Genomic DNA, 15969 nt, shown 5'->3' with positions numbered 1-15969 from the left:
TCAGGACTGATTCTTCAGACTAACGAGATCAGGCGGGCTCCACCCAGCGACCGTCCTCTTTGATCAACTGGATCAGGGCTTCAACGCCCTCAGCTTCAGGCACCTTGCGGATTTCATCACGACCGCGATACAGCGAAATCACGCCAGGGGTTTTGCCGACGTAGCCGTAATCAGCGTCGGCCATCTCGCCAGGGCCATTGACGATGCATCCCATCACGGCGATGTCCAGACCCGTGAGGTGGGATGTGGCATCGCGCACCTTATGCAGCACCTCTTCGAGATTGAACAGGGTGCGACCGCAGCTGGGGCAGGCGACGTACTCGACCATGGTCTTGCGCAGACCCAGGGATTGAAGAATCGAGTAGCAGACGGGGATTTCCTTTTCAGGAGCCTCCGTCAGGGAGACCCGGAGAGTGTCTCCCAATCCATCGGCCAACAGGGTGGCAATGCCTGCGGTGCTCTTGATGCGGCCGTAATCACCGTCACCGGCTTCGGTCACGCCCAAGTGCAGGGGGTAATTGAAGCCTTCCTTGTCCATGGTGTCCGCCATCAGGCGGTAGGCCGCAAGCATCACCGGTGCACGCGAGGCCTTCATCGAAATCACGATGTTGTGGAAATCAAGCTCGTGGCAGATCCGCACAAATTCCATCGCTGACTCGACCATCCCCTCCGGGGTGTCGCCGTAGGTGAACAGCATCCGCTCCGCCAGGGAGCCGTGGTTCACACCAATTCGCAGCGCCTTGTTCTGATCCCGCAGCAGGGTCACCAAAGGCTCGAACGTCTCACGGATGCGCTGGCCGATGGCGGCAAATTCTTCTTTGCTGAACTCCTGCCGATCGGGATCGGGCTTGTCGAAAACAAATAGCCCGGGATTGATCCGAACTTTGTCGACATGCTTGGCGACCTCCAGGGCGATTTTGATGCCGTTGTGGTGGACATCCGCCACCAGGGGAACGCTGCAGCCGCGCTGACGAAGCTCCTGACGAATCTGTCCCATCGCCTTGGCGTGGGCCATCGAGGGCGTCGTCACCCGCACGATCTCACTGCCGGCTTCGGCAAGGCGGATGATGCCGGCTACAGCAGCCTCGATATCGAGGGTGTCCTCGTTGATCATCGACTGCACCACGATCGGGTGCTCGCTGCCTACTGGCACAACACCCACCATCACAGTGCGGGTCACACGGCGGTGGATCTGGGTGTCGTAGCGCCGATCCAGGGCAGTCATGGGGGCGGTGGTGAAGCGCGTCAACGTTCGCACAGCCTGCGCCGCACTGCGGAGAGGTCCTGCCGTGTCAGATCCAGGGGCGCGCCGGCTGCTTTGGAGGGATTGCGCAGCAGATAGGAGGGGTGAAAAATCGGCATCACCTGCCGTCCATTCCAGCTCTGCCACTCACCACGAAGCTGGGTCATGCCCCCCTTGATGCCAAGGATGGCCTCCACAGCGGTGGCTCCCGTCAGCACGATCACCTTGGGGCCAACGGCCTCCAGTTGCAGGTCAAGCCAGGCCCGACAGGCGGCCAACTCAGTTTTTTTCGGTCGTCGGTTGTTTGGAGGCCTGCATTTGATCGCATTGCAGATGTAAAGGTCATGCTCGGGATCCAGATCCACATCCCGCAGCAGTTGATCGAGAGCACGTCCTGAACGGCCGACGAACGGGACGCCCTGAGCATCTTCCTGAGCACCTGGTGCTTCACCGATCAGCATCAGATCCGCTTTGGGATTGCCGCGGCTGATTACGACGGTCTGGCGCGAACTGGCGAGGTCACAGGCTGTGCAGGCACTGCAGGCCTCCAGGGTGGAGAGGGTCATGACACCGATGCGGTAGAGGCCAGCGGAACCAAAAGCAACAGAGCATTGCCTTCCGGATCGTGGATCCAGGCCTCAGCACCAAAGGGCTCAAGCCGCGCCTCCTCGAGAAGCGATCCACCACGCTGCAGAGCGTTGCTGAGCAACCACTGAAGTTGAGGAAGGGGCTCCTGAGAAGGGGAGAGCCTCAAACAGGGAGCCAGCGCTTTGCCCCGGTCAGGGAAAGGGCGCCGGCGTGAGGGCTGATAGATCTCCAGCTGGGTTCCATCGCTGAATTGAACGATGCAGTGGTGCTCCGCCACTCCAGGCTTCAACGTGGCTTGAAACAGCTCGCTGTAGAAGGTCGCCAACCGGGCGCTGTCTTCCGCAGCCAAGACCCAGCTGATCTGTATCGCATTCATGGGCGCTGAGAAATCAAGGTTGTCTGCGACACCATCTGCGGCAGGATGATGACGTTTTAAACGCACCGCGGGGAGGTGCGTTGCCGATGCCGCGCCCGCCAGAACTTTCCGACCGGGCTGTCGCCCTCAAACCGTCTCTGACGCTGGAGATCAGCGCCAAGGCCAAAGCACTGCGCGACAGCGGCAAGGACATCTGCAGCCTCAGTGCCGGCGAACCGGACTTTGCGACGCCACCATTCATCGTTGAAGCGGCTCAGCGTGCTCTGGGATCCGGCTTCACCCGCTATGGCCCCGCCGCGGGGGACCCCGATCTACGTGCTGCTCTGGCCCACAAACTGAGCGTCGAAAACGGAATTCCAACCCAGCCGGAGCAGGTGCTGGTCACCAACGGTGGCAAGCAAGCCATCTACAACCTGTTCCAGGTGCTGCTCAATCCCGGCGACGAAGTGCTGCTGCCGGCGCCTTACTGGCTGAGCTATCCCGAGATGGCCGCCCTGGCCGGGGCGAGCACCAGGATCATTCCCACCAAAGCGGAGGAAGGCTTCCGCCTTGACCTCGACCTGCTGGAGCAGCAGATCACCCCCCGCAGCCGACTGTTGGTGATCAATTCCCCGGGAAACCCCAGCGGCCAGGTGATGACACGGGCCGAACTGGAGGCCCTGGCCTCGCTGGTGGTCCGTCACCCCCAGCTGATGGTGATGAGCGATGAGATCTATGAATATCTTCTGGCCGATGGTCAGCAGCACTGCAGCTTTGCGGCCATTGCCGATGGGATCCGTGAGCGCTGCTTCACCGTGAACGGCTTTGCCAAAGGCTGGGCGATGACCGGCTGGCGCCTCGGTTATCTGGCTGGAGATGCTGCCGTGATCAAGGCTGCTTCAGCCCTGCAGAGCCAGAGCACCAGCAATGTGTGCAGCTTTGCTCAACGGGGTGCCCTGGCGGCGATCGAAGGGCCCCGTGATTGCGTGCGCGAGATGGCAATCAGCTACAACCGCCGCCGAACTCTGCTCACTGAACGGCTGCAGGCTCTGGAGGGCATCACCCTGACGCCCCCTCAAGGGGCCTTCTACGCCTTCCCCCGCCTGCCGGACGGCGTTGCCGATTCGATGGAGTTCTGCCGGCAAGCCCTGGAACAGGAAGGTCTGGCCATGATTCCGGGCTTGGCCTTCGGCAATGACCGCTGCATTCGACTCTCCTGTGCCGTAGCGGATGAGACGATCAACGATGGACTGATGCGACTGAAGCGGCTGCTTCGTTCCTTCTGATCCGATTCGATGACTTCCTATTTCTGAATGTCTGTACGAGAACGCAGGGCCGTGGTGGCCACCGGTTTGATTGCCGGCCTCGCACTCACGGCCAGTGTTTCTAGTTGCGGCGCACCCCAAAACGACACCAAACAGGCTGTTCTGCAGATCGGTGCTATCCCCGACCAGAACCCCGAGAAACTCAATCGCCTCTACGGCACGCTCTCTTCGGAACTCAGCGAAAAGCTGGATGTTCCTGTGCGGTATGCGCCAGTGAGCAATTACACGGCGGCGGTCAGTGCCTTTCGCACCGGCAGCCTTGATCTGGTCTGGTTCGGGGGACTCACCGGTGTGCAGGCCAGGCTGCAGACGCCTGGAGCCCGGGTTCTGGCGCAACGGGACATCGATGCAGAATTTACCAGTGTGTTCATCGCCAATGGCGCCAGTGGTTTGCGCCCCTTCACCAGTGCCGACCAACTGGTTGAACTGAAGGGACGCCGACTGGCCTTCGGTTCGGAGAGTTCCACCTCCGGCCGCCTGATGCCCCAGTTCTTCATGGGGAAAAACGGCGTGAAACCTGAGGATCTGGCGGGGGGCGGACCTGGCTTCAGCGGAAGCCACGACGCCACCATTGCTGTGGTGCAGAGCGGTGCCTACGAGGTGGGCGCCTTGAACGAGCAGGTCTGGCGCAGCAATTTGGCGGACGGCCGCGTGGATCCAGGCAAGGTGTCGGTGATCTGGAGGACACCGCCCTACGTTGATTACCACTGGGTTGTAAGGCCTGGGCTGGATGAGCGCTTTGGCGATGGTTTCACCGACAAGCTCCAGACCGCCTTGCTGGACCTGTCGGCAGACACAGAGAACGGCGCCACGATTCTTGAGCTGTTCGGTGCCGAACGCTTCATCCCCGTCAAGGACGAGGACTACGTGATGATTGAAACGGTGGGTCGCCAACTCGGAAAGATCCGTTGACGGCGCTGCTGGAGCTGCACCAGGCCTGCCTGGGGCAACGGCTCCAACCGATCACCCTCACCCTTCGTGCGGACCAGCGTGTGGTTTTGCTCGGTGCCAGTGGCGCTGGCAAAACCACGTTGCTGAAGCTCTGCAACGGGGCCCTAAGCCCCGATGCAGGATTGGTGCACTGGTGTGGTCGTCCCCATCAGCAGCTGTCCCGCCGGCAACGGCGTCAGATCGGCACGCTCTGGCAGGACCTGCGCCTGGTGGAGGAACTGAGCGTTATCCAGAACATCAACAGCGGCGCCCTGGGACGCCATGGGCTGCTCTGGGCGATTCGAAACCTGCTGGGTCCCCTGGACCAGACAACCTGCCTGGCACTGATGCACCAGGTGAAACTGGAGGCCGAGTTGCTTGAACAGCCCGTGCGTGAACTCTCCGGAGGGCAGCGCCAACGGGTGGCTCTGGGCCGTTTGCTGCATCAGCAGCCTGAACTCGTGCTGGCGGACGAACCCCTCTCCGCCCTTGATCCCAGCCTTGCCGAAGACGTTCTCAACACCCTTCTTCTCTTGCCGGGCTGTCTGATCAGCCTGCATCGACCGGATCTGATACACCGCTTTGATCGGGTTCTGGGGCTCCGTGGTGGTGCCCTGGTGATCGATGCGGCTCCAGAGACCATTCACCGGGATCAATTGGAATGGCTCTACGCATCGGCCTGAAGCCAGCCCTGCCGCTGATCCCATTGCTGCCGGGCCTCAGCCTGGTTGGCGTTCTCGTGGTGCTGTTGCGCGATGGGCACGGCGGGGGACTGTCTCTGCTGCAACGGTTCGTTGCTGGGGCCGTGCAGCCCTGCATCGATCCCATCGTTCTGGGCAGCTTGCTCAACGGACTTCAGATCACCCTGGTGATTGCCGTGATGTCCTGGGGCATCAGCAGTGTTCTCGGCGTGGGTCTCGGCCTGCTGAGCTCAAGCACCTTCTGGGAAATCCTGGCGGACGTGCGTTGGCCTGCCTTGATCTTGCGCCGTTGGCTGGCACCCCTACGCGCAGTACATGAACTGATCTGGGGGTTGTTGCTGCTTCAGGTGTTCGGACTGAATGGCTGGGTTGCGATCTGTGCCATTGCGATCCCATACACGGTTCTGATGGCAAGGGTGATCGCCGATCAGGTGGACTGCCACGTTTCGCCGGCCATCCCCGTCCTCAAGGGAGCCGGCGCCACGCCATGGGCCGTGATGCTCACCGGGCTTGTCCCTCCGCTGGCAGAGCCGATCAGCGACCACATCGGCCACCGCCTTGATTGCGCGCTTCGTTCAGCCTTGATTCTGGGCGTTTTCGGTCTTGGTGGGCTGGGGACAGACCTCAGCCTCAGCCTGCGCTCACTTCAATTTCAGGAACTGTGGAGTGGCCTGTGGTTGCTGGCCATCGCCATGGTGGTGCTCGACCGATTGCTTCGAACGCTGCGCAGCTGGTCGCGCATGCTGATTCTCCTGGTGGCCATGGGCAGCCCCTGGGTCGCCCTCGGCTGGGGAACACAGCTGGATCTGCAGCTGACCTGGCCAGTGGCGGAGTGGTCGATGGTTATGGGCAACCTCATCGACGGATCCCAGGGATTCAATGCTGCCATTGAGATCTCCTGGCCCGGGGTGATTGGCGCCACGGTGTTGATCACCCTGATCGCCGGTTGTGTTGCTACCGGCCTTCCACCACTGCTGCTGCTGGTTTGGCCCAGCCAGGCCAGCCTGCGTCTGCAGGGAGTGGTGTGGGGAGCGTTGCGACTGATCCCGGCTCCTCTCACCGCACTGCTGCTTCTGATGCTGGCCAAACCAAGCCTGGCCCTGGCGGGGCTGGCCCTAGGGCTGCACCACGGGGGTGTGATGGGTCGGGTGTTGATCGACGACATCCGCAGCACGGGATTACGTTCCGCCCAGACCATGAAGGCCTGCGGCGCCTCCCCTCGGGTGAGCTGGCTTTACGGCCCGCTGGCGGATGTGAGTCGCGCCTACCTCACCTATGCGAGCTACCGATTGGATGTGATCCTGCGCGACACCGCGATCATCGGAATGGTTGGGGGAGCCGGTCTTGGCTGGCAGCTGATGGAAGCCCTCAGCTCGTTTCATTGGTGGTTGGTGCTCTGGATCGTGCTGATTTCCGCGGTGCTCACACTGTTGGGTGAGAGCCTGGGGGAACAACTTCAGGGGAGCTGGAACAGCCGGGCGATGGCTTTATGAGCGGTGCGAACGAGGTCCCCCGTCAGCTGATCGTGCTCGGGGACAGTGGCGTGCATGGCTGGGGTGACCGTGAAGCAGGTGGTTGGTGCCAACGGCTGCGCCTGCGCTGGATGAACCTGCCGAACGCACCGGTGGTGTACCCGCTTGGTGTGCGCGGCGATGGCCTGGAACGCGTGGCCGCCCGCTGGCGCAGCGAGTGGAGCTGCCGCGGCGAACTGCGTCGCCAAACACCTGGCGGGCTGCTGCTCAGTGTCGGGCTGAATGACACCGCCCGCGTTGGTCGAATCGACGGCAGACCCCAACTGGATGTAGAGGCCTTTTCGTTCGGCCTGGGACAACTTCTCAAGGAGTTGACCCAGGAAGTGCAGGTGTTTGTGCTGGGCCTCACAGCGGTGGATGAGCACGTGATGCCCTTTGCCGGTTGCCTCTGGTACGGCAACAGGCAGATCGCGGCAACGGAGGCCGTGATGGCCGAACAGTGCCGTGAGGCTGATGTGCCCTTCCTGCCCATGCATCAGGAGATGCAGGAGGAGCCCGACTGGTTGACCTGGATGGAACCCGACGGAATCCATCTCAATGCAGACGGCCACCGCTGGCTGGACCAGCGCTTGGATCAGTGGGCGCCTCTGCGGGAGTGGGCCGGACTTGCTCCACTTAACACATCAACTCCTATCAGCATGTAAACGAGACCCGCAGCGGCGACTAATGTGTGGCTCTCCTGACATTGGTGATCAGACTTGGGACCTGACCGCTCTGCACAACGCGCTGCCGGCCACCCCCCTGCCCAGCGCAAAACCACGCTCAAGTGGGATGAAAACGGTGAACTGACCGCCCTCGATATGGCACGCATCGTTGACCGTTTGACCCAGCCGGAATTGCAGCGCTGCGATCTCGACCCCTCCTGAGGGTTAGCTCGGGGCCATGGCCTGCTTGGCGGTTTTGTAGAAATCCAGGTCAATGTCGGACCGTCCATCTGAATCCGCCATCGCCTCAACCCGTTTACGCACAGCAGGCCGAACGAAGAACGGAACATCTTTCTTGAGTGCTGCCAGGGCCTCTGGTTGCCAGTCCATCAATCCAAAACTGTTGCACCCATGATCCGGCACGAAAGTGCCGATCTGCGGCACTAAAGGGGCAACCGCTTCGGGGCTGAGCGTTGAACCGTTGGATCAGTTGCACTGATCCCTTGATTTCTCAACGCCACCTGCGGCACGAGTCTCGTCGCGGACTGCCGCCCTGCATTGCACGACGCAATCAGCAGGCTCTCAAACACCTAGGTCTGGCCCACTGCGCGGCCCGTCGCCAACAGCAACGCGGGCCTGAGGAGTTCGACGATCTGCTGCAGGAGTCCCGGGTTGGATTGATCCGAGGCGTGGATCGGTTGGATCCGCAGCGACGGGTGAAACCCAGCAGCTATCTGCTGTCGCGGGCTACCGGTCAAATCCTTCACTACCGACGCGATCGATCACGCATGGTTCGAATTCCCTGGAGGCTGCGTGATCTCTACGCAGCCGGGATGAAGATTCAGCGCGAACGCGAACAAAACCAGCAACCGAGCCTCAGCGATCAGGAGCTTGCTGACACTCTCTTGGTTCGTCCGGAGCGGTGGGCCGAGGCCGTGAGGAGCCATGGGGTCAGCCAGGTCGTCGACCTGAGTGCCAGCCCTCTGGAACCAACACAAGCTTGTGAGGTTGACGAACACCTGGACTGGCTGAAGAGCGTGCTGCATCAGGTGGATGGCCTGGCCGGCACGGTGCTGAAAGGCCACTTGATCGAAGGCCAGAGCCTCAAGGATCTGGCTCAAGTCCTGAATTGCAGCCGCTCAAGCCTGCGTCTTCATCTCGATGAGGGCCTTCGACTGCTGCGGCAATGGGCCCAACGCGATGGTCTGATCCCAATCCAGAGCAGCTGATTAAAGCGCCATCAGCAGCATCGCCAAAACTGCGGCCAAGAGGGTCTGAAGAGCATTGACTAGCTCATTGCTCAACCAGGCCACGCGATCCTGCACAAGAGCGCCAAGCAGGCTTTCGGCAAGGGTTGCCACCAGACCAACCAGCATCACCAGCCCCGCCACAGGCCATGAGGGAACCAGCTGCAGGGTCAGCATCACCAGGGTCATGGCGATACTGCCAGCGGCACTGGCCAGGGTTCCCTCGAGGCTGATGGCCCCCTCGGTGCCTGGCGGGACCACCCGCAGGCTGGTGATCAACACAGTGGTTCGACCGAAACGCTTGCCGATCTCACTGCCGAAGGTGTCGGCCAACTTGGCGGCGAAACTCGCAGCAAAACCAACCAACAACAGCTGATGGGGCTCGACGCCGGCACCGATGAGCAGTGCCAGGAAGGCTCCAACAGCAGCGGAACCCCAGACGTTTTCTGGGCCCCGCTGCCCACCGCGGCCCTCGGCAAGACCGCGGCTCTGCTTGTTCTGAAAGCCGATCTTGGTGACCAGACTTCCCAGGCAGAGGTAGGCGACCACGGCCAACCAGCCCGACCACCCCAAGCAACCCCAAAGAATCGTGCCCAATGCAGCCGCATGGACCCATCCACTGCGGGTGAGCACGGTTGTGCGCTGCGCCATTGCAATCAAAACCGAATTCACCAGCAGGGCCTGAATCCAGAGTGGGGACATCACACCGTGTTGCAGTGCCCTAAGCATCTCCTGCCTGCGGCCATTGCAGAGGGAGAATCGGGGGCGTTCGTTCTCTGGTCGACCGGATGGTGTTCAACAGCAACAAGGGTTTTTTCCTCACCCTGGATGACTCCGCCGCTCCGGCCACCCTTGAGCTGCCTCAACAGGAGGCTCCAGCAAGCGAAGAAGCGCCGGTTGAGGCAGTTGTCGTCGCCGCAAACGCTGTTGCAACACCTGAGGCACCTTCCGAGCCTTCAGCTGCAGCCAAGCCTTCTGCCTCAGAGGCCGTTTCCGAAGTCAACGCTGAGCCCAGCTCCCAGCCCGCAACCTCACTCACCACTGCAGAAGCCATCGCCGCTGAACTGGCTGCAGCGGAGGCAGCCCGCCCGGCCGTGACCTATTCCACCTTTGCTCCCAGCAACCTGATGCCTGGTGGCGGCCTGCGTCAGCGCAGCCGTCGACCCGGTGCAGCTCTGAAATCCTTCCGCGGAATGTCTCAGGATCTGTTCAAGAGCTGATCAGGTCATCGCGCCAACGCACCAGTTCCACCGCGCCTGCCACCGCTGCTGTCGAACTGCGCAGGATGGTTGCTCCCATCCGCACAGGCCGGACCCCCGCTTGGGCAAAGAGACTCTGCTCTGCTGAAGTCCATCCCCCCTCAGGACCGGTCACCACCCAAGTGGTCTTGCTTGCATTCCCCTGTTGGCGCAAACATTGATCCAACGATGGAGCGGCCGACTCGCGTGTGACCCCTACAAGACGCAGACCGTCCTGTTCTCCAATCCATTCGGATAAACCGTTCACCTCATGCAGCTGCGGTATCCATAACCGCTCGCACTGCTCCACCGCCTCACGAATGATCGTGGCCCAGCGCTCGGGTCGGTGGTCGGCCTGGGGAACACAGTGATCGCAGCGCAGGGGCTGGATCCGATCAATCCCAAGCTCACAGGCCATTCGGACCACCTCATCCATCCCCCGCCGCATCAAGGCCACGGCCAGGCCCAGCTGAGGTTTTGGCGAGGGTTCAATGTTCTGCACTGAACTGTCGAGCCCAAGCAACTGCGGCTCCATCAGGGTTGCGCGAGTGAGGCGGCCGCAGCCATCGATCACATCCACCTGCTCGCCACAGCGCAGACGCAACACTCTCCGCAGGTAGTGCTGCTCTTCGGTGTTGAGCAGAACCGATCCACCCTGCTCCAGGCGATCCGGCGACAGAAGCAAGCGCCGGCGTTCAGCCACCGGCAGGGAAAACGCTGTCGGGATGATCTTCAACCGGCCAATTTTCATTGACCCCACCAACCACCAGCTCTTCGATCTGAACCACGTCGGAGTCAAGTTGACGCAGGGCATTGATCAGAACATCGATGGCAACACCATCCGACGTACCGAGATCCACCCAGCACCGTCCCCAGTCGTTCTGGTATTCGAGCTGCCCCATGTTGTGCATCAGGGCGGGCATCGCCGACTCCGCCCCATCGTTGTCGTAGGTCATCCAACTGAGATCAGAACCTGCGTCATGCACCTGCAGGTTTTCTGCGTTGAAGCCGCCCAAACGCCCGATCACGTACCAGCTGTCGAAGACTCCATCGACGTAATTCCGCTCCCCCTGGCTAGGAGGTTCCGAAAAACGAATCCATAACCAGCAATTAAAGGGATCGACTTCACGAAAACGAATGTCCATGGGGCCATCTCGACGCTTTCATCATCGTTCAAGCTGATCGCATGCTCGAGCTCTCCGGAATCACCTATGCACCTGCAACGGCCGGTGCACCCATCCTCGACGGCGTCGCTTTTCACGCACAGAAAGGACGGCCGCTGCTGATCGCTGGCGCCAGTGGATCCGGAAAGACATCGCTGCTGGAGATCATCAGCGGCTTGGCGTCAGCCACATCCGGCAGCATCCGCTGGAACGGAAGCGTGATGAAACGACGGCAGCTGCGCTGGCTGTGCGGCATCGTTTTCCAGTTTCCCGAGCGCCATTTCCTCGGTCTGAGCGTGGCGCAGGAACTGCGGCTGGGCCATCGGCGGCTCGGTCATGAGCGCGAACAGAGCGTGCTCGAACGGGTTGGCCTCGACACCATCGCCTCAACAACGGCACCAGAACGGCTCAGCGGCGGGCAGCAAAGGCGGCTTGCCCTCGCGGTGCAGATGCTTCGCGGCGCTGAAGTGCTCCTCCTGGATGAACCCACTGCTGGTTTGGATTGGTCGGTGAGACGCGACGTGCTTGGTCTACTTGCCGGCCTGGCCCGTGAACAGGTGTTGATCGTGGTCACCCATGAACCCGAGCTGTTTCAAGACTGGGACTGCGAACGCCTGCGTTTGCAGAGCGGGCGGCTCGAACCGATGACTACATTGCCCTGAGATTCCGAGGGGATATGGCCGACCGGCTGGTTCGCGCAACAGCCGCTGCAGGTGGCATCCGATTGGTGGCGGTATCGACAACAAACATCGTGCGTGAGGCAAGGGAGCGCCATGGGCTGTCGTTCCTCACCAGCGTGATGCTGGGACGGGCCATGACGGCGGGACTGATGCTCGCCAGTTCGATGAAGGTGAGCCACGGCCGAGTGAATCTGCGTCTGGGCTCCGATGGTCCGATCAAGAACCTGATGGTGGATGCCGGCCGCAACGGAACTGTGCGCGGCTACGTCGGCGAGCCGGCCCTCGAACTCGACCCGATTCAGGACGAAGCAGGCCATTTCAGCTTCAACTTCAAGGAGGCGGCTGGAACCGGTTACCTCCACGTGATGCGTGATGACGGCAAGGGCGAGCCCTTCAACAGCACCGTTGAGCTCGTTAGCGGAGGCATTGGTGAGGATGTTGCCTCCTATCTGCTCCACTCTGAACAAACCCCTTCCGCAGTGTTTGTGGGTGAGCAGGTGAACAGCGCCGGCATCCACGCCAGTGGTGGCCTGCTGGTTCAAATTCTTCCCAAAGCGGCGGAAGAGCCGGCCCTGGTGGAGCTGATTGAACAGCGTTGCCGCGAGATCACTGGATTCAGTCAGCGGCTGGCGGCAAGTGGAGACCAGCTAGAGGATCTGCTTCTAGACGTCTTCCCCGACCTTGATCCCAAACCCCTCGACGATGCCGAGGCCAGTCAGGAGCTGCGTTTTTTCTGCCCTTGCAGCCATGAGCGCAGCAAAGCAGCCCTGGTCCTGCTGGGCAGAGACGAACTCACTGACATGCGGGACAAAGATGGCGGGGCAGAACTGACCTGCCACTTCTGCAACAACCGTTATGACGTGAGCGCTGCGGAGCTCCAGGAGCTGATTGACGGTCTACCGGCGGCGGCCTGAAGTTCAGGCCAGGAACAGAGCTGCAGCCCACAGCAGAAGAGCGGCTGGCAGGGCTTGAATCTGCAGCGAACTGAGAGCCAGCTGCTCAACAGCAGTGGGGGAAAGCGCAAGGTTCAGCAAAGAGCCTGCCGCCAAACCAACACTGAGCACCAACAACGTCCACCCCAGGGATGCCAGTGGGCGGCGACCACGGCGAACCTGACTGAGAAAAACACCAATGGTTGCAAGGGCCAGCACCAATTGGATGCTGCCGGCGGAGATCAGCAAAAGAGCAATGCCGATGATCCCGGCAATGAGGCGCACGGAACGCCCTTGCCCTTCCACCAGGGCCCAATCCGGCTTCAGCCCGGAGAGGGACTGGGAGGGGTCGGGCAGCTTGTTGCGGAGGTTCGACAACACATTGCCCATCGGTGCCTGAGCTGGCGGAGCAGGCATCGAACCCGCCATCGCCTCCCGCTCGGACGCTGTCGCTGCAGCAGCACTCACCTGACCCTGTTGCCGGTCCCGAAGACGCGCCATCAGGACGGCGTCGTAGGCCGCTTCGATCTTGGCTCTGGCCTGATCATCACCGGAAACCTCGGCGAGACAACGTGCCTTGGCCGCCTGAACCTGCTCGAAGCCGGCGTCGCGGCTTAGTCCGAGACGGTCAAATGGATCATCTGCGTTTGCATCGGGACCAGATTCACCCAGGGCTGCCATTGCGTCGATCGGGTTCCTTTGAAGAGCGTATCGGGGCCTGTTCAGAAGAGGGGTGCACCGTGACGAAAACCCTCGCTCCGCTCAAGCCGGCTGCGGCAGCTGATGGCATCCACCCGGTTCATCCACGAGCGCCGTTTGATCAACGGCATCTGCGGAGGAAGGTGGTAACCCTCCAGCATTTCCACTGATTCATCATCGCCGCGGAAGCACACGTATTCGGTGCCGCCGTCAGCGTTGTTCCTCAGCAGCCAGAACGTACTCACGGAAGTTGGAGGCTCCACAGGATTCTGGCGAGACAGCCGTGGAGGTGTGGATGGGGTGATCCGCCCGGTTCAGAGACTGATCGGCTCCACTCCACTCACCACCGGGGCAACACTGCTGAGTTCAAGGTCGGGGTGGTCCTCCCGAAGCTGGTTGAGATTCCACTCGTTTTTGAACAACAGCACAGGCCGATTCCAGGCATCACGCACGGTTTTGCAATTGAAGATCCGGCCGACCTTCTCAAGATCAGCCCAGCCGCCGCTGATCCAACGGGCAACCTGGAAACCCATTGGCTCAAGGCGGGTTTCAACGCCATATTCGTTTTCAAGCCGGTGCTGCACCACCTCAAGCTGGAGTTGCCCAACGGCCGCAAGAATTGGATCCCGCTTGCTCTCGTCAGTGTCATAAAGGATCTGCACAGCCCCCTCTTCCCGCAGCTCGTTCACCCCTTTGCGGAAGTTCTTGAACGCTGAAGGGTTGGGGTTGCGCAGCCAACTGAAAATCTCTGGACTGAAACAGGGAATGCCTTCGTATTCCACTTTCGAACCCACATAAAGCGTGTCGCCAATGGAAAACATGCCGGGGTTGTTGAGACCGATCACATCACCGGGATAGGCGTCTTCCACCACGGCTCGGTCTTGACCGAACAGCTTTTGAGGACGGGAAAGACGGATTGCTTTGCCGGTGCGGGCGTGCTTCACCGTCATGTCTTTTTCAAAGCGGCCGCTGCAGACACGGACGAAGGCCACCCGGTCGCGGTGCCGGGGATCCATGTTGGCCTGAAGCTTGAACACGAAGCCGCTGAACCCTTCACGCAACGGGTCCACCAGACCTTCGCTGCTGGATCGGGCGATCGGCCGTTGCGCCATCTCAAGGAAGGCATCAAGGAAGGGACGCACCCCGAAGTTGGTCATCGCCGAGCCGAAGAACACCGGGGTGAGCTCACCGGCATGAACCATCTCGATGTCCAGCTCGGCGCCAGCAGCCTCCAGAAACTCCATTTCTTCAACGGCCAGATCCAGAAGGTCCTCTTCCACCAACTCCCGCAGGGCAGGGTCGTCCAGGGAGAGGCGTTGCTCACTGGCCTGCTTTCCGCGTTCTGCACGGCTGAACAGAACCACTTCCTTGCTACGACGGTCGATCACGCCGCGGAATTGCTCGCCACTGCCGATCGGCCAGTTCACAGCCCAGGGGGTGAGGCCGAGCTCCGACTCGATTTCATCGAGCAGGGTGAGCGGTTCCCGCCCCGGGCGGTCCATCTTGTTGATGAAGGTGAAAATCGGGATCTGGCGCATGCGGCAGACCTCGAACAGCTTCCGGGTCTGAGGCTCCAATCCCTTAGCAGCGTCTTCCAGCATCACGGCGTTGTCCGCAGCTGCCAGCGTTCGATAGGTGTCTTCGGAAAAATCCTGGTGCCCTGGTGTGTCCAGGAGATTGATCGTGGTGGCGTCGTAATCGAACTGCAGCACCGTTGAGGTGATCGAAATGCCTCGCTGCTTCTCAAGCTCCATCCAGTCGGAGGTCACCTTGCGCTGCTCACCGCGGGCTTTCACCGCACCGGCCTGCTGAATAGCACCCCCGTAAAGCAGCAACTTCTCGGTGAGTGTCGTCTTTCCCGCGTCGGGGTGGGAAATGATCGCAAAGTTGCGACGGCGATCCACCTCAGAGGCCAGAACCTGGGCTAGATCACCATCAGTGGTCGCTTGACTGCCGCTCATCGGATTTCAGGACTTCACCAAGCCTGACACCACCAGATAACGGTCGTCTTCCGCCGACACCCTCAATTGGTTGAGCCCAAGCCTGTGGAGCTCGGCAGTCACCTCATGAGGCTCAAAGGCCGCCGCCAGCGAGGCAGCGAAGTCGTGCTGCAACACCTCTGGCGCCGATGGCAGGTGTTTGAGACGCAGCTGTTCAAGCTCAGCGTCGGAGGCCGGACGCCGCAGATCCCGATGCAAGGCGCGACACCCAGGTGCTGCCAGGGCTCGGCTGACCGTCCAGAGCAGATCGGGTTGGTGAAGGTGATGCAACAGGCTGTTGCTGACGATCAGATCGGCCTGGCCAAGAAGAGGACCTTCCAGAACCTCCTGAAGGGTCTGACAGAGGAATGAGATCTCCAGTTGCTGTTGCTGCGCTCGCCCCCGGGCCAGAGCCAGCATCGATTCGGCACCGTCGATGCCGATGATTCGAGCCCTGGGGAAGAGTTCGGCCAGCCGAAGCGTGATGTTTCCCGGCCCACAACCCAGATCCACCAGCAGTGGATCGGCCGGCAACGGTGATGTGGTGAAGAGAAGCTGCTGGATCGCCTCAAGGGTGGCTTGATCGCCGGCACTGAAGTCGGCAGCGGCATAGGCCTGCACCTGTGCATCGCCGTTCATCAACTCAGGCTCCAGCCGCCGCTGCATCATTCGCTGCCAATTCAGGGCTCAGTTTGAACGGGACACTGTTGATG

General features: G+C 61.2%; 21 protein-coding genes. 10 read left to right on the top strand and 11 right to left on the bottom strand.

Going from position 1 to position 15969, the window contains the following annotated elements:
- Nucleotides 1–28 precede the first annotated feature (28 nt).
- Genes ispG through SynA1562_RS06205 form a run of 3 tightly spaced genes read right to left on the bottom strand, consistent with a single transcriptional unit; the run spans nt 29 to nt 2207 of the window.
- The gene (gene ispG, locus SynA1562_RS06215) at nt 29–1225 is read right to left on the bottom strand and encodes a (E)-4-hydroxy-3-methylbut-2-enyl-diphosphate synthase (RefSeq protein ID WP_186495193.1); all 1197 of its coding nucleotides are present in this window, start codon (nt 1223–1225) and stop codon (nt 29–31) included.
- A gap of 20 nt (nt 1226–1245) precedes the next feature.
- Nucleotides 1246–1809, bottom strand: a complete 564-nt coding sequence (locus SynA1562_RS06210; RefSeq protein ID WP_186495192.1) for a uracil-DNA glycosylase — start codon at nt 1807–1809, stop codon at nt 1246–1248.
- Entirely contained in the window at nt 1806–2207 is a 402-nt protein-coding gene (locus SynA1562_RS06205; protein WP_186495191.1) for a VOC family protein, read from the bottom strand. Before SynA1562_RS06205 ends, SynA1562_RS06210 begins: the two co-directional genes overlap by 4 nt.
- Before the next feature lie 86 nt (nt 2208–2293).
- Here SynA1562_RS06205 and SynA1562_RS06200 point away from each other — a divergent pair, with 86 nt between their 5' ends.
- From SynA1562_RS06200 to SynA1562_RS06175, 6 genes are read left to right on the top strand one after another with little or no spacing between them, the layout of a single operon-like run.
- The gene (locus SynA1562_RS06200) at nt 2294–3472 is read left to right on the top strand and encodes a pyridoxal phosphate-dependent aminotransferase (RefSeq protein ID WP_186495190.1); all 1179 of its coding nucleotides are present in this window, start codon (nt 2294–2296) and stop codon (nt 3470–3472) included.
- A 27-nt stretch (nt 3473–3499) separates the two neighbouring features.
- Nucleotides 3500–4423: a putative selenate ABC transporter substrate-binding protein gene (locus SynA1562_RS06195; protein ID WP_186495189.1), complete on the top strand. Its 924-nt coding sequence runs from the start codon at nt 3500–3502 to the stop codon at nt 4421–4423.
- Nucleotides 4420–5124 (top strand): ATP-binding cassette domain-containing protein, encoded by a 705-nt coding sequence (locus SynA1562_RS06190; RefSeq protein ID WP_186495188.1) that lies wholly within the window; start codon nt 4420–4422, stop codon nt 5122–5124. The genes SynA1562_RS06195 and SynA1562_RS06190 overlap by 4 nt, the downstream gene beginning before the upstream one ends.
- On the top strand, nt 5103–6635 hold the full coding sequence (locus SynA1562_RS06185) for a phosphonate ABC transporter (protein ID WP_186495187.1): 1533 nt from the start codon (nt 5103–5105) through the stop codon (nt 6633–6635). The genes SynA1562_RS06190 and SynA1562_RS06185 overlap by 22 nt, the downstream gene beginning before the upstream one ends.
- Entirely contained in the window at nt 6632–7318 is a 687-nt protein-coding gene (locus SynA1562_RS06180) for a GDSL-type esterase/lipase family protein (RefSeq protein WP_186495186.1), read from the top strand. The genes SynA1562_RS06185 and SynA1562_RS06180 overlap by 4 nt, the downstream gene beginning before the upstream one ends.
- A gap of 54 nt (nt 7319–7372) precedes the next feature.
- Nucleotides 7373–7540 carry a hypothetical protein gene (locus SynA1562_RS06175; RefSeq protein WP_011364263.1) on the top strand — a complete coding sequence of 56 codons (168 nt, stop codon included), beginning with the start codon at nt 7373–7375 and terminating at the stop codon, nt 7538–7540.
- A gap of 3 nt (nt 7541–7543) precedes the next feature.
- Here the strand turns inward: SynA1562_RS06175 and SynA1562_RS06170 are convergent, their stop codons facing one another.
- Nucleotides 7544–7708, bottom strand: coding sequence for a PCP reductase family protein (locus tag SynA1562_RS06170; protein ID WP_186495185.1), 165 nt, complete (start codon nt 7706–7708; stop codon nt 7544–7546).
- 83 nt (nt 7709–7791) lie between these two features.
- Here SynA1562_RS06170 and SynA1562_RS06165 point away from each other — a divergent pair, with 83 nt between their 5' ends.
- On the top strand, nt 7792–8547 hold the full coding sequence (locus SynA1562_RS06165) for a sigma-70 family RNA polymerase sigma factor (RefSeq protein WP_186495184.1): 756 nt from the start codon (nt 7792–7794) through the stop codon (nt 8545–8547).
- On the opposite strand, the gene SynA1562_RS06160 is transcribed toward SynA1562_RS06165, so the two are convergent.
- Nucleotides 8548–9267 carry a TIGR00297 family protein gene (locus tag SynA1562_RS06160; RefSeq protein ID WP_255445767.1) on the bottom strand — a complete coding sequence of 240 codons (720 nt, stop codon included), beginning with the start codon at nt 9265–9267 and terminating at the stop codon, nt 8548–8550. It lies immediately after the preceding gene.
- An 86-nt stretch (nt 9268–9353) separates the two neighbouring features.
- On the opposite strand from SynA1562_RS06160, the gene SynA1562_RS06155 reads away from it, so the two are divergent.
- The gene (locus SynA1562_RS06155; RefSeq protein WP_186495182.1) at nt 9354–9785 is read left to right on the top strand and encodes a hypothetical protein; all 432 of its coding nucleotides are present in this window, start codon (nt 9354–9356) and stop codon (nt 9783–9785) included.
- Here SynA1562_RS06155 and SynA1562_RS06150 read toward each other — a convergent pair.
- Nucleotides 9775–10539: a 16S rRNA (uracil(1498)-N(3))-methyltransferase gene (locus SynA1562_RS06150; protein ID WP_370593269.1), complete on the bottom strand. Its 765-nt coding sequence runs from the start codon at nt 10537–10539 to the stop codon at nt 9775–9777. The genes SynA1562_RS06155 and SynA1562_RS06150 overlap by 11 nt on opposite strands.
- Nucleotides 10499–10948, bottom strand: a complete 450-nt coding sequence (locus SynA1562_RS06145; protein ID WP_115082235.1) for a DUF3531 family protein — start codon at nt 10946–10948, stop codon at nt 10499–10501. Before SynA1562_RS06145 ends, SynA1562_RS06150 begins: the two co-directional genes overlap by 41 nt.
- Before the next feature lie 41 nt (nt 10949–10989).
- Between SynA1562_RS06145 and SynA1562_RS06140 the strand changes: the two genes are divergently transcribed.
- Nucleotides 10990–11628, top strand: a complete 639-nt coding sequence (locus SynA1562_RS06140; RefSeq protein ID WP_186495181.1) for an ABC transporter ATP-binding protein — start codon at nt 10990–10992, stop codon at nt 11626–11628.
- A 14-nt stretch (nt 11629–11642) separates the two neighbouring features.
- Nucleotides 11643–12560, top strand: coding sequence for an Hsp33 family molecular chaperone HslO (gene hslO, locus SynA1562_RS06135; RefSeq protein WP_186495180.1), 918 nt, complete (start codon nt 11643–11645; stop codon nt 12558–12560).
- A 3-nt stretch (nt 12561–12563) separates the two neighbouring features.
- Here hslO and SynA1562_RS06130 read toward each other — a convergent pair whose 3' ends face one another.
- The 4 genes from SynA1562_RS06130 to SynA1562_RS06115 form a co-directional block, all read right to left on the bottom strand.
- Nucleotides 12564–13259 carry a CPP1-like family protein gene (locus SynA1562_RS06130; protein ID WP_186495179.1) on the bottom strand — a complete coding sequence of 232 codons (696 nt, stop codon included), beginning with the start codon at nt 13257–13259 and terminating at the stop codon, nt 12564–12566.
- A gap of 41 nt (nt 13260–13300) precedes the next feature.
- Nucleotides 13301–13522, bottom strand: coding sequence for a hypothetical protein (locus tag SynA1562_RS06125; protein WP_186495178.1), 222 nt, complete (start codon nt 13520–13522; stop codon nt 13301–13303).
- A gap of 69 nt (nt 13523–13591) precedes the next feature.
- Nucleotides 13592–15238, bottom strand: a complete 1647-nt coding sequence (locus tag SynA1562_RS06120) for a peptide chain release factor 3 (RefSeq protein ID WP_186495177.1) — start codon at nt 15236–15238, stop codon at nt 13592–13594.
- A 6-nt stretch (nt 15239–15244) separates the two neighbouring features.
- Entirely contained in the window at nt 15245–15925 is a 681-nt protein-coding gene (locus SynA1562_RS06115; RefSeq protein ID WP_186495176.1) for a trans-aconitate 2-methyltransferase, read from the bottom strand.
- Nucleotides 15926–15969 lie beyond the last annotated feature (44 nt).

The sequence above is a fragment of the Synechococcus sp. A15-62 genome (assembly GCF_014280075.1).
GTDB lineage: Bacteria > Cyanobacteriota > Cyanobacteriia > PCC-6307 > Cyanobiaceae > Parasynechococcus.
The sequence above is the reverse complement of the archived record's forward strand: the minus strand, read 5'-3'. Positions and strand labels throughout refer to the sequence as shown.

Excerpts from the sequence above, each read along its gene's own strand:
- ispG (WP_186495193.1), bottom strand. The coding sequence starts at position 1,225 with ATGACTGCCCTGGATCGGCGCTACGACACCCAGATCCACCGCCGTGTG.
- SynA1562_RS06210 (WP_186495192.1), bottom strand. The coding sequence starts at position 1,809 with ATGACCCTCTCCACCCTGGAGGCCTGCAGTGCCTGCACAGCCTGTGAC.
- SynA1562_RS06205 (WP_186495191.1), bottom strand. The coding sequence starts at position 2,207 with ATGAATGCGATACAGATCAGCTGGGTCTTGGCTGCGGAAGACAGCGCC.
- SynA1562_RS06200 (WP_186495190.1), top strand. The coding sequence starts at position 2,294 with ATGCCGCGCCCGCCAGAACTTTCCGACCGGGCTGTCGCCCTCAAACCG.
- SynA1562_RS06195 (WP_186495189.1), top strand. The coding sequence starts at position 3,500 with ATGTCTGTACGAGAACGCAGGGCCGTGGTGGCCACCGGTTTGATTGCC.
- SynA1562_RS06185 (WP_186495187.1), top strand. The coding sequence starts at position 5,103 with ATGGCTCTACGCATCGGCCTGAAGCCAGCCCTGCCGCTGATCCCATTG.
- SynA1562_RS06180 (WP_186495186.1), top strand. The coding sequence starts at position 6,632 with ATGAGCGGTGCGAACGAGGTCCCCCGTCAGCTGATCGTGCTCGGGGAC.
- SynA1562_RS06170 (WP_186495185.1), bottom strand. The coding sequence starts at position 7,708 with ATGGACTGGCAACCAGAGGCCCTGGCAGCACTCAAGAAAGATGTTCCG.
- SynA1562_RS06160 (WP_255445767.1), bottom strand. The coding sequence starts at position 9,267 with ATGTCCCCACTCTGGATTCAGGCCCTGCTGGTGAATTCGGTTTTGATT.
- SynA1562_RS06155 (WP_186495182.1), top strand. The coding sequence starts at position 9,354 with ATGGTGTTCAACAGCAACAAGGGTTTTTTCCTCACCCTGGATGACTCC.
- SynA1562_RS06145 (WP_115082235.1), bottom strand. The coding sequence starts at position 10,948 with ATGGACATTCGTTTTCGTGAAGTCGATCCCTTTAATTGCTGGTTATGG.
- SynA1562_RS06140 (WP_186495181.1), top strand. The coding sequence starts at position 10,990 with ATGCTCGAGCTCTCCGGAATCACCTATGCACCTGCAACGGCCGGTGCA.
- hslO (WP_186495180.1), top strand. The coding sequence starts at position 11,643 with ATGGCCGACCGGCTGGTTCGCGCAACAGCCGCTGCAGGTGGCATCCGA.
- SynA1562_RS06130 (WP_186495179.1), bottom strand. The coding sequence starts at position 13,259 with ATGGCAGCCCTGGGTGAATCTGGTCCCGATGCAAACGCAGATGATCCA.
- SynA1562_RS06120 (WP_186495177.1), bottom strand. The coding sequence starts at position 15,238 with ATGAGCGGCAGTCAAGCGACCACTGATGGTGATCTAGCCCAGGTTCTG.
- SynA1562_RS06115 (WP_186495176.1), bottom strand. The coding sequence starts at position 15,925 with ATGATGCAGCGGCGGCTGGAGCCTGAGTTGATGAACGGCGATGCACAG.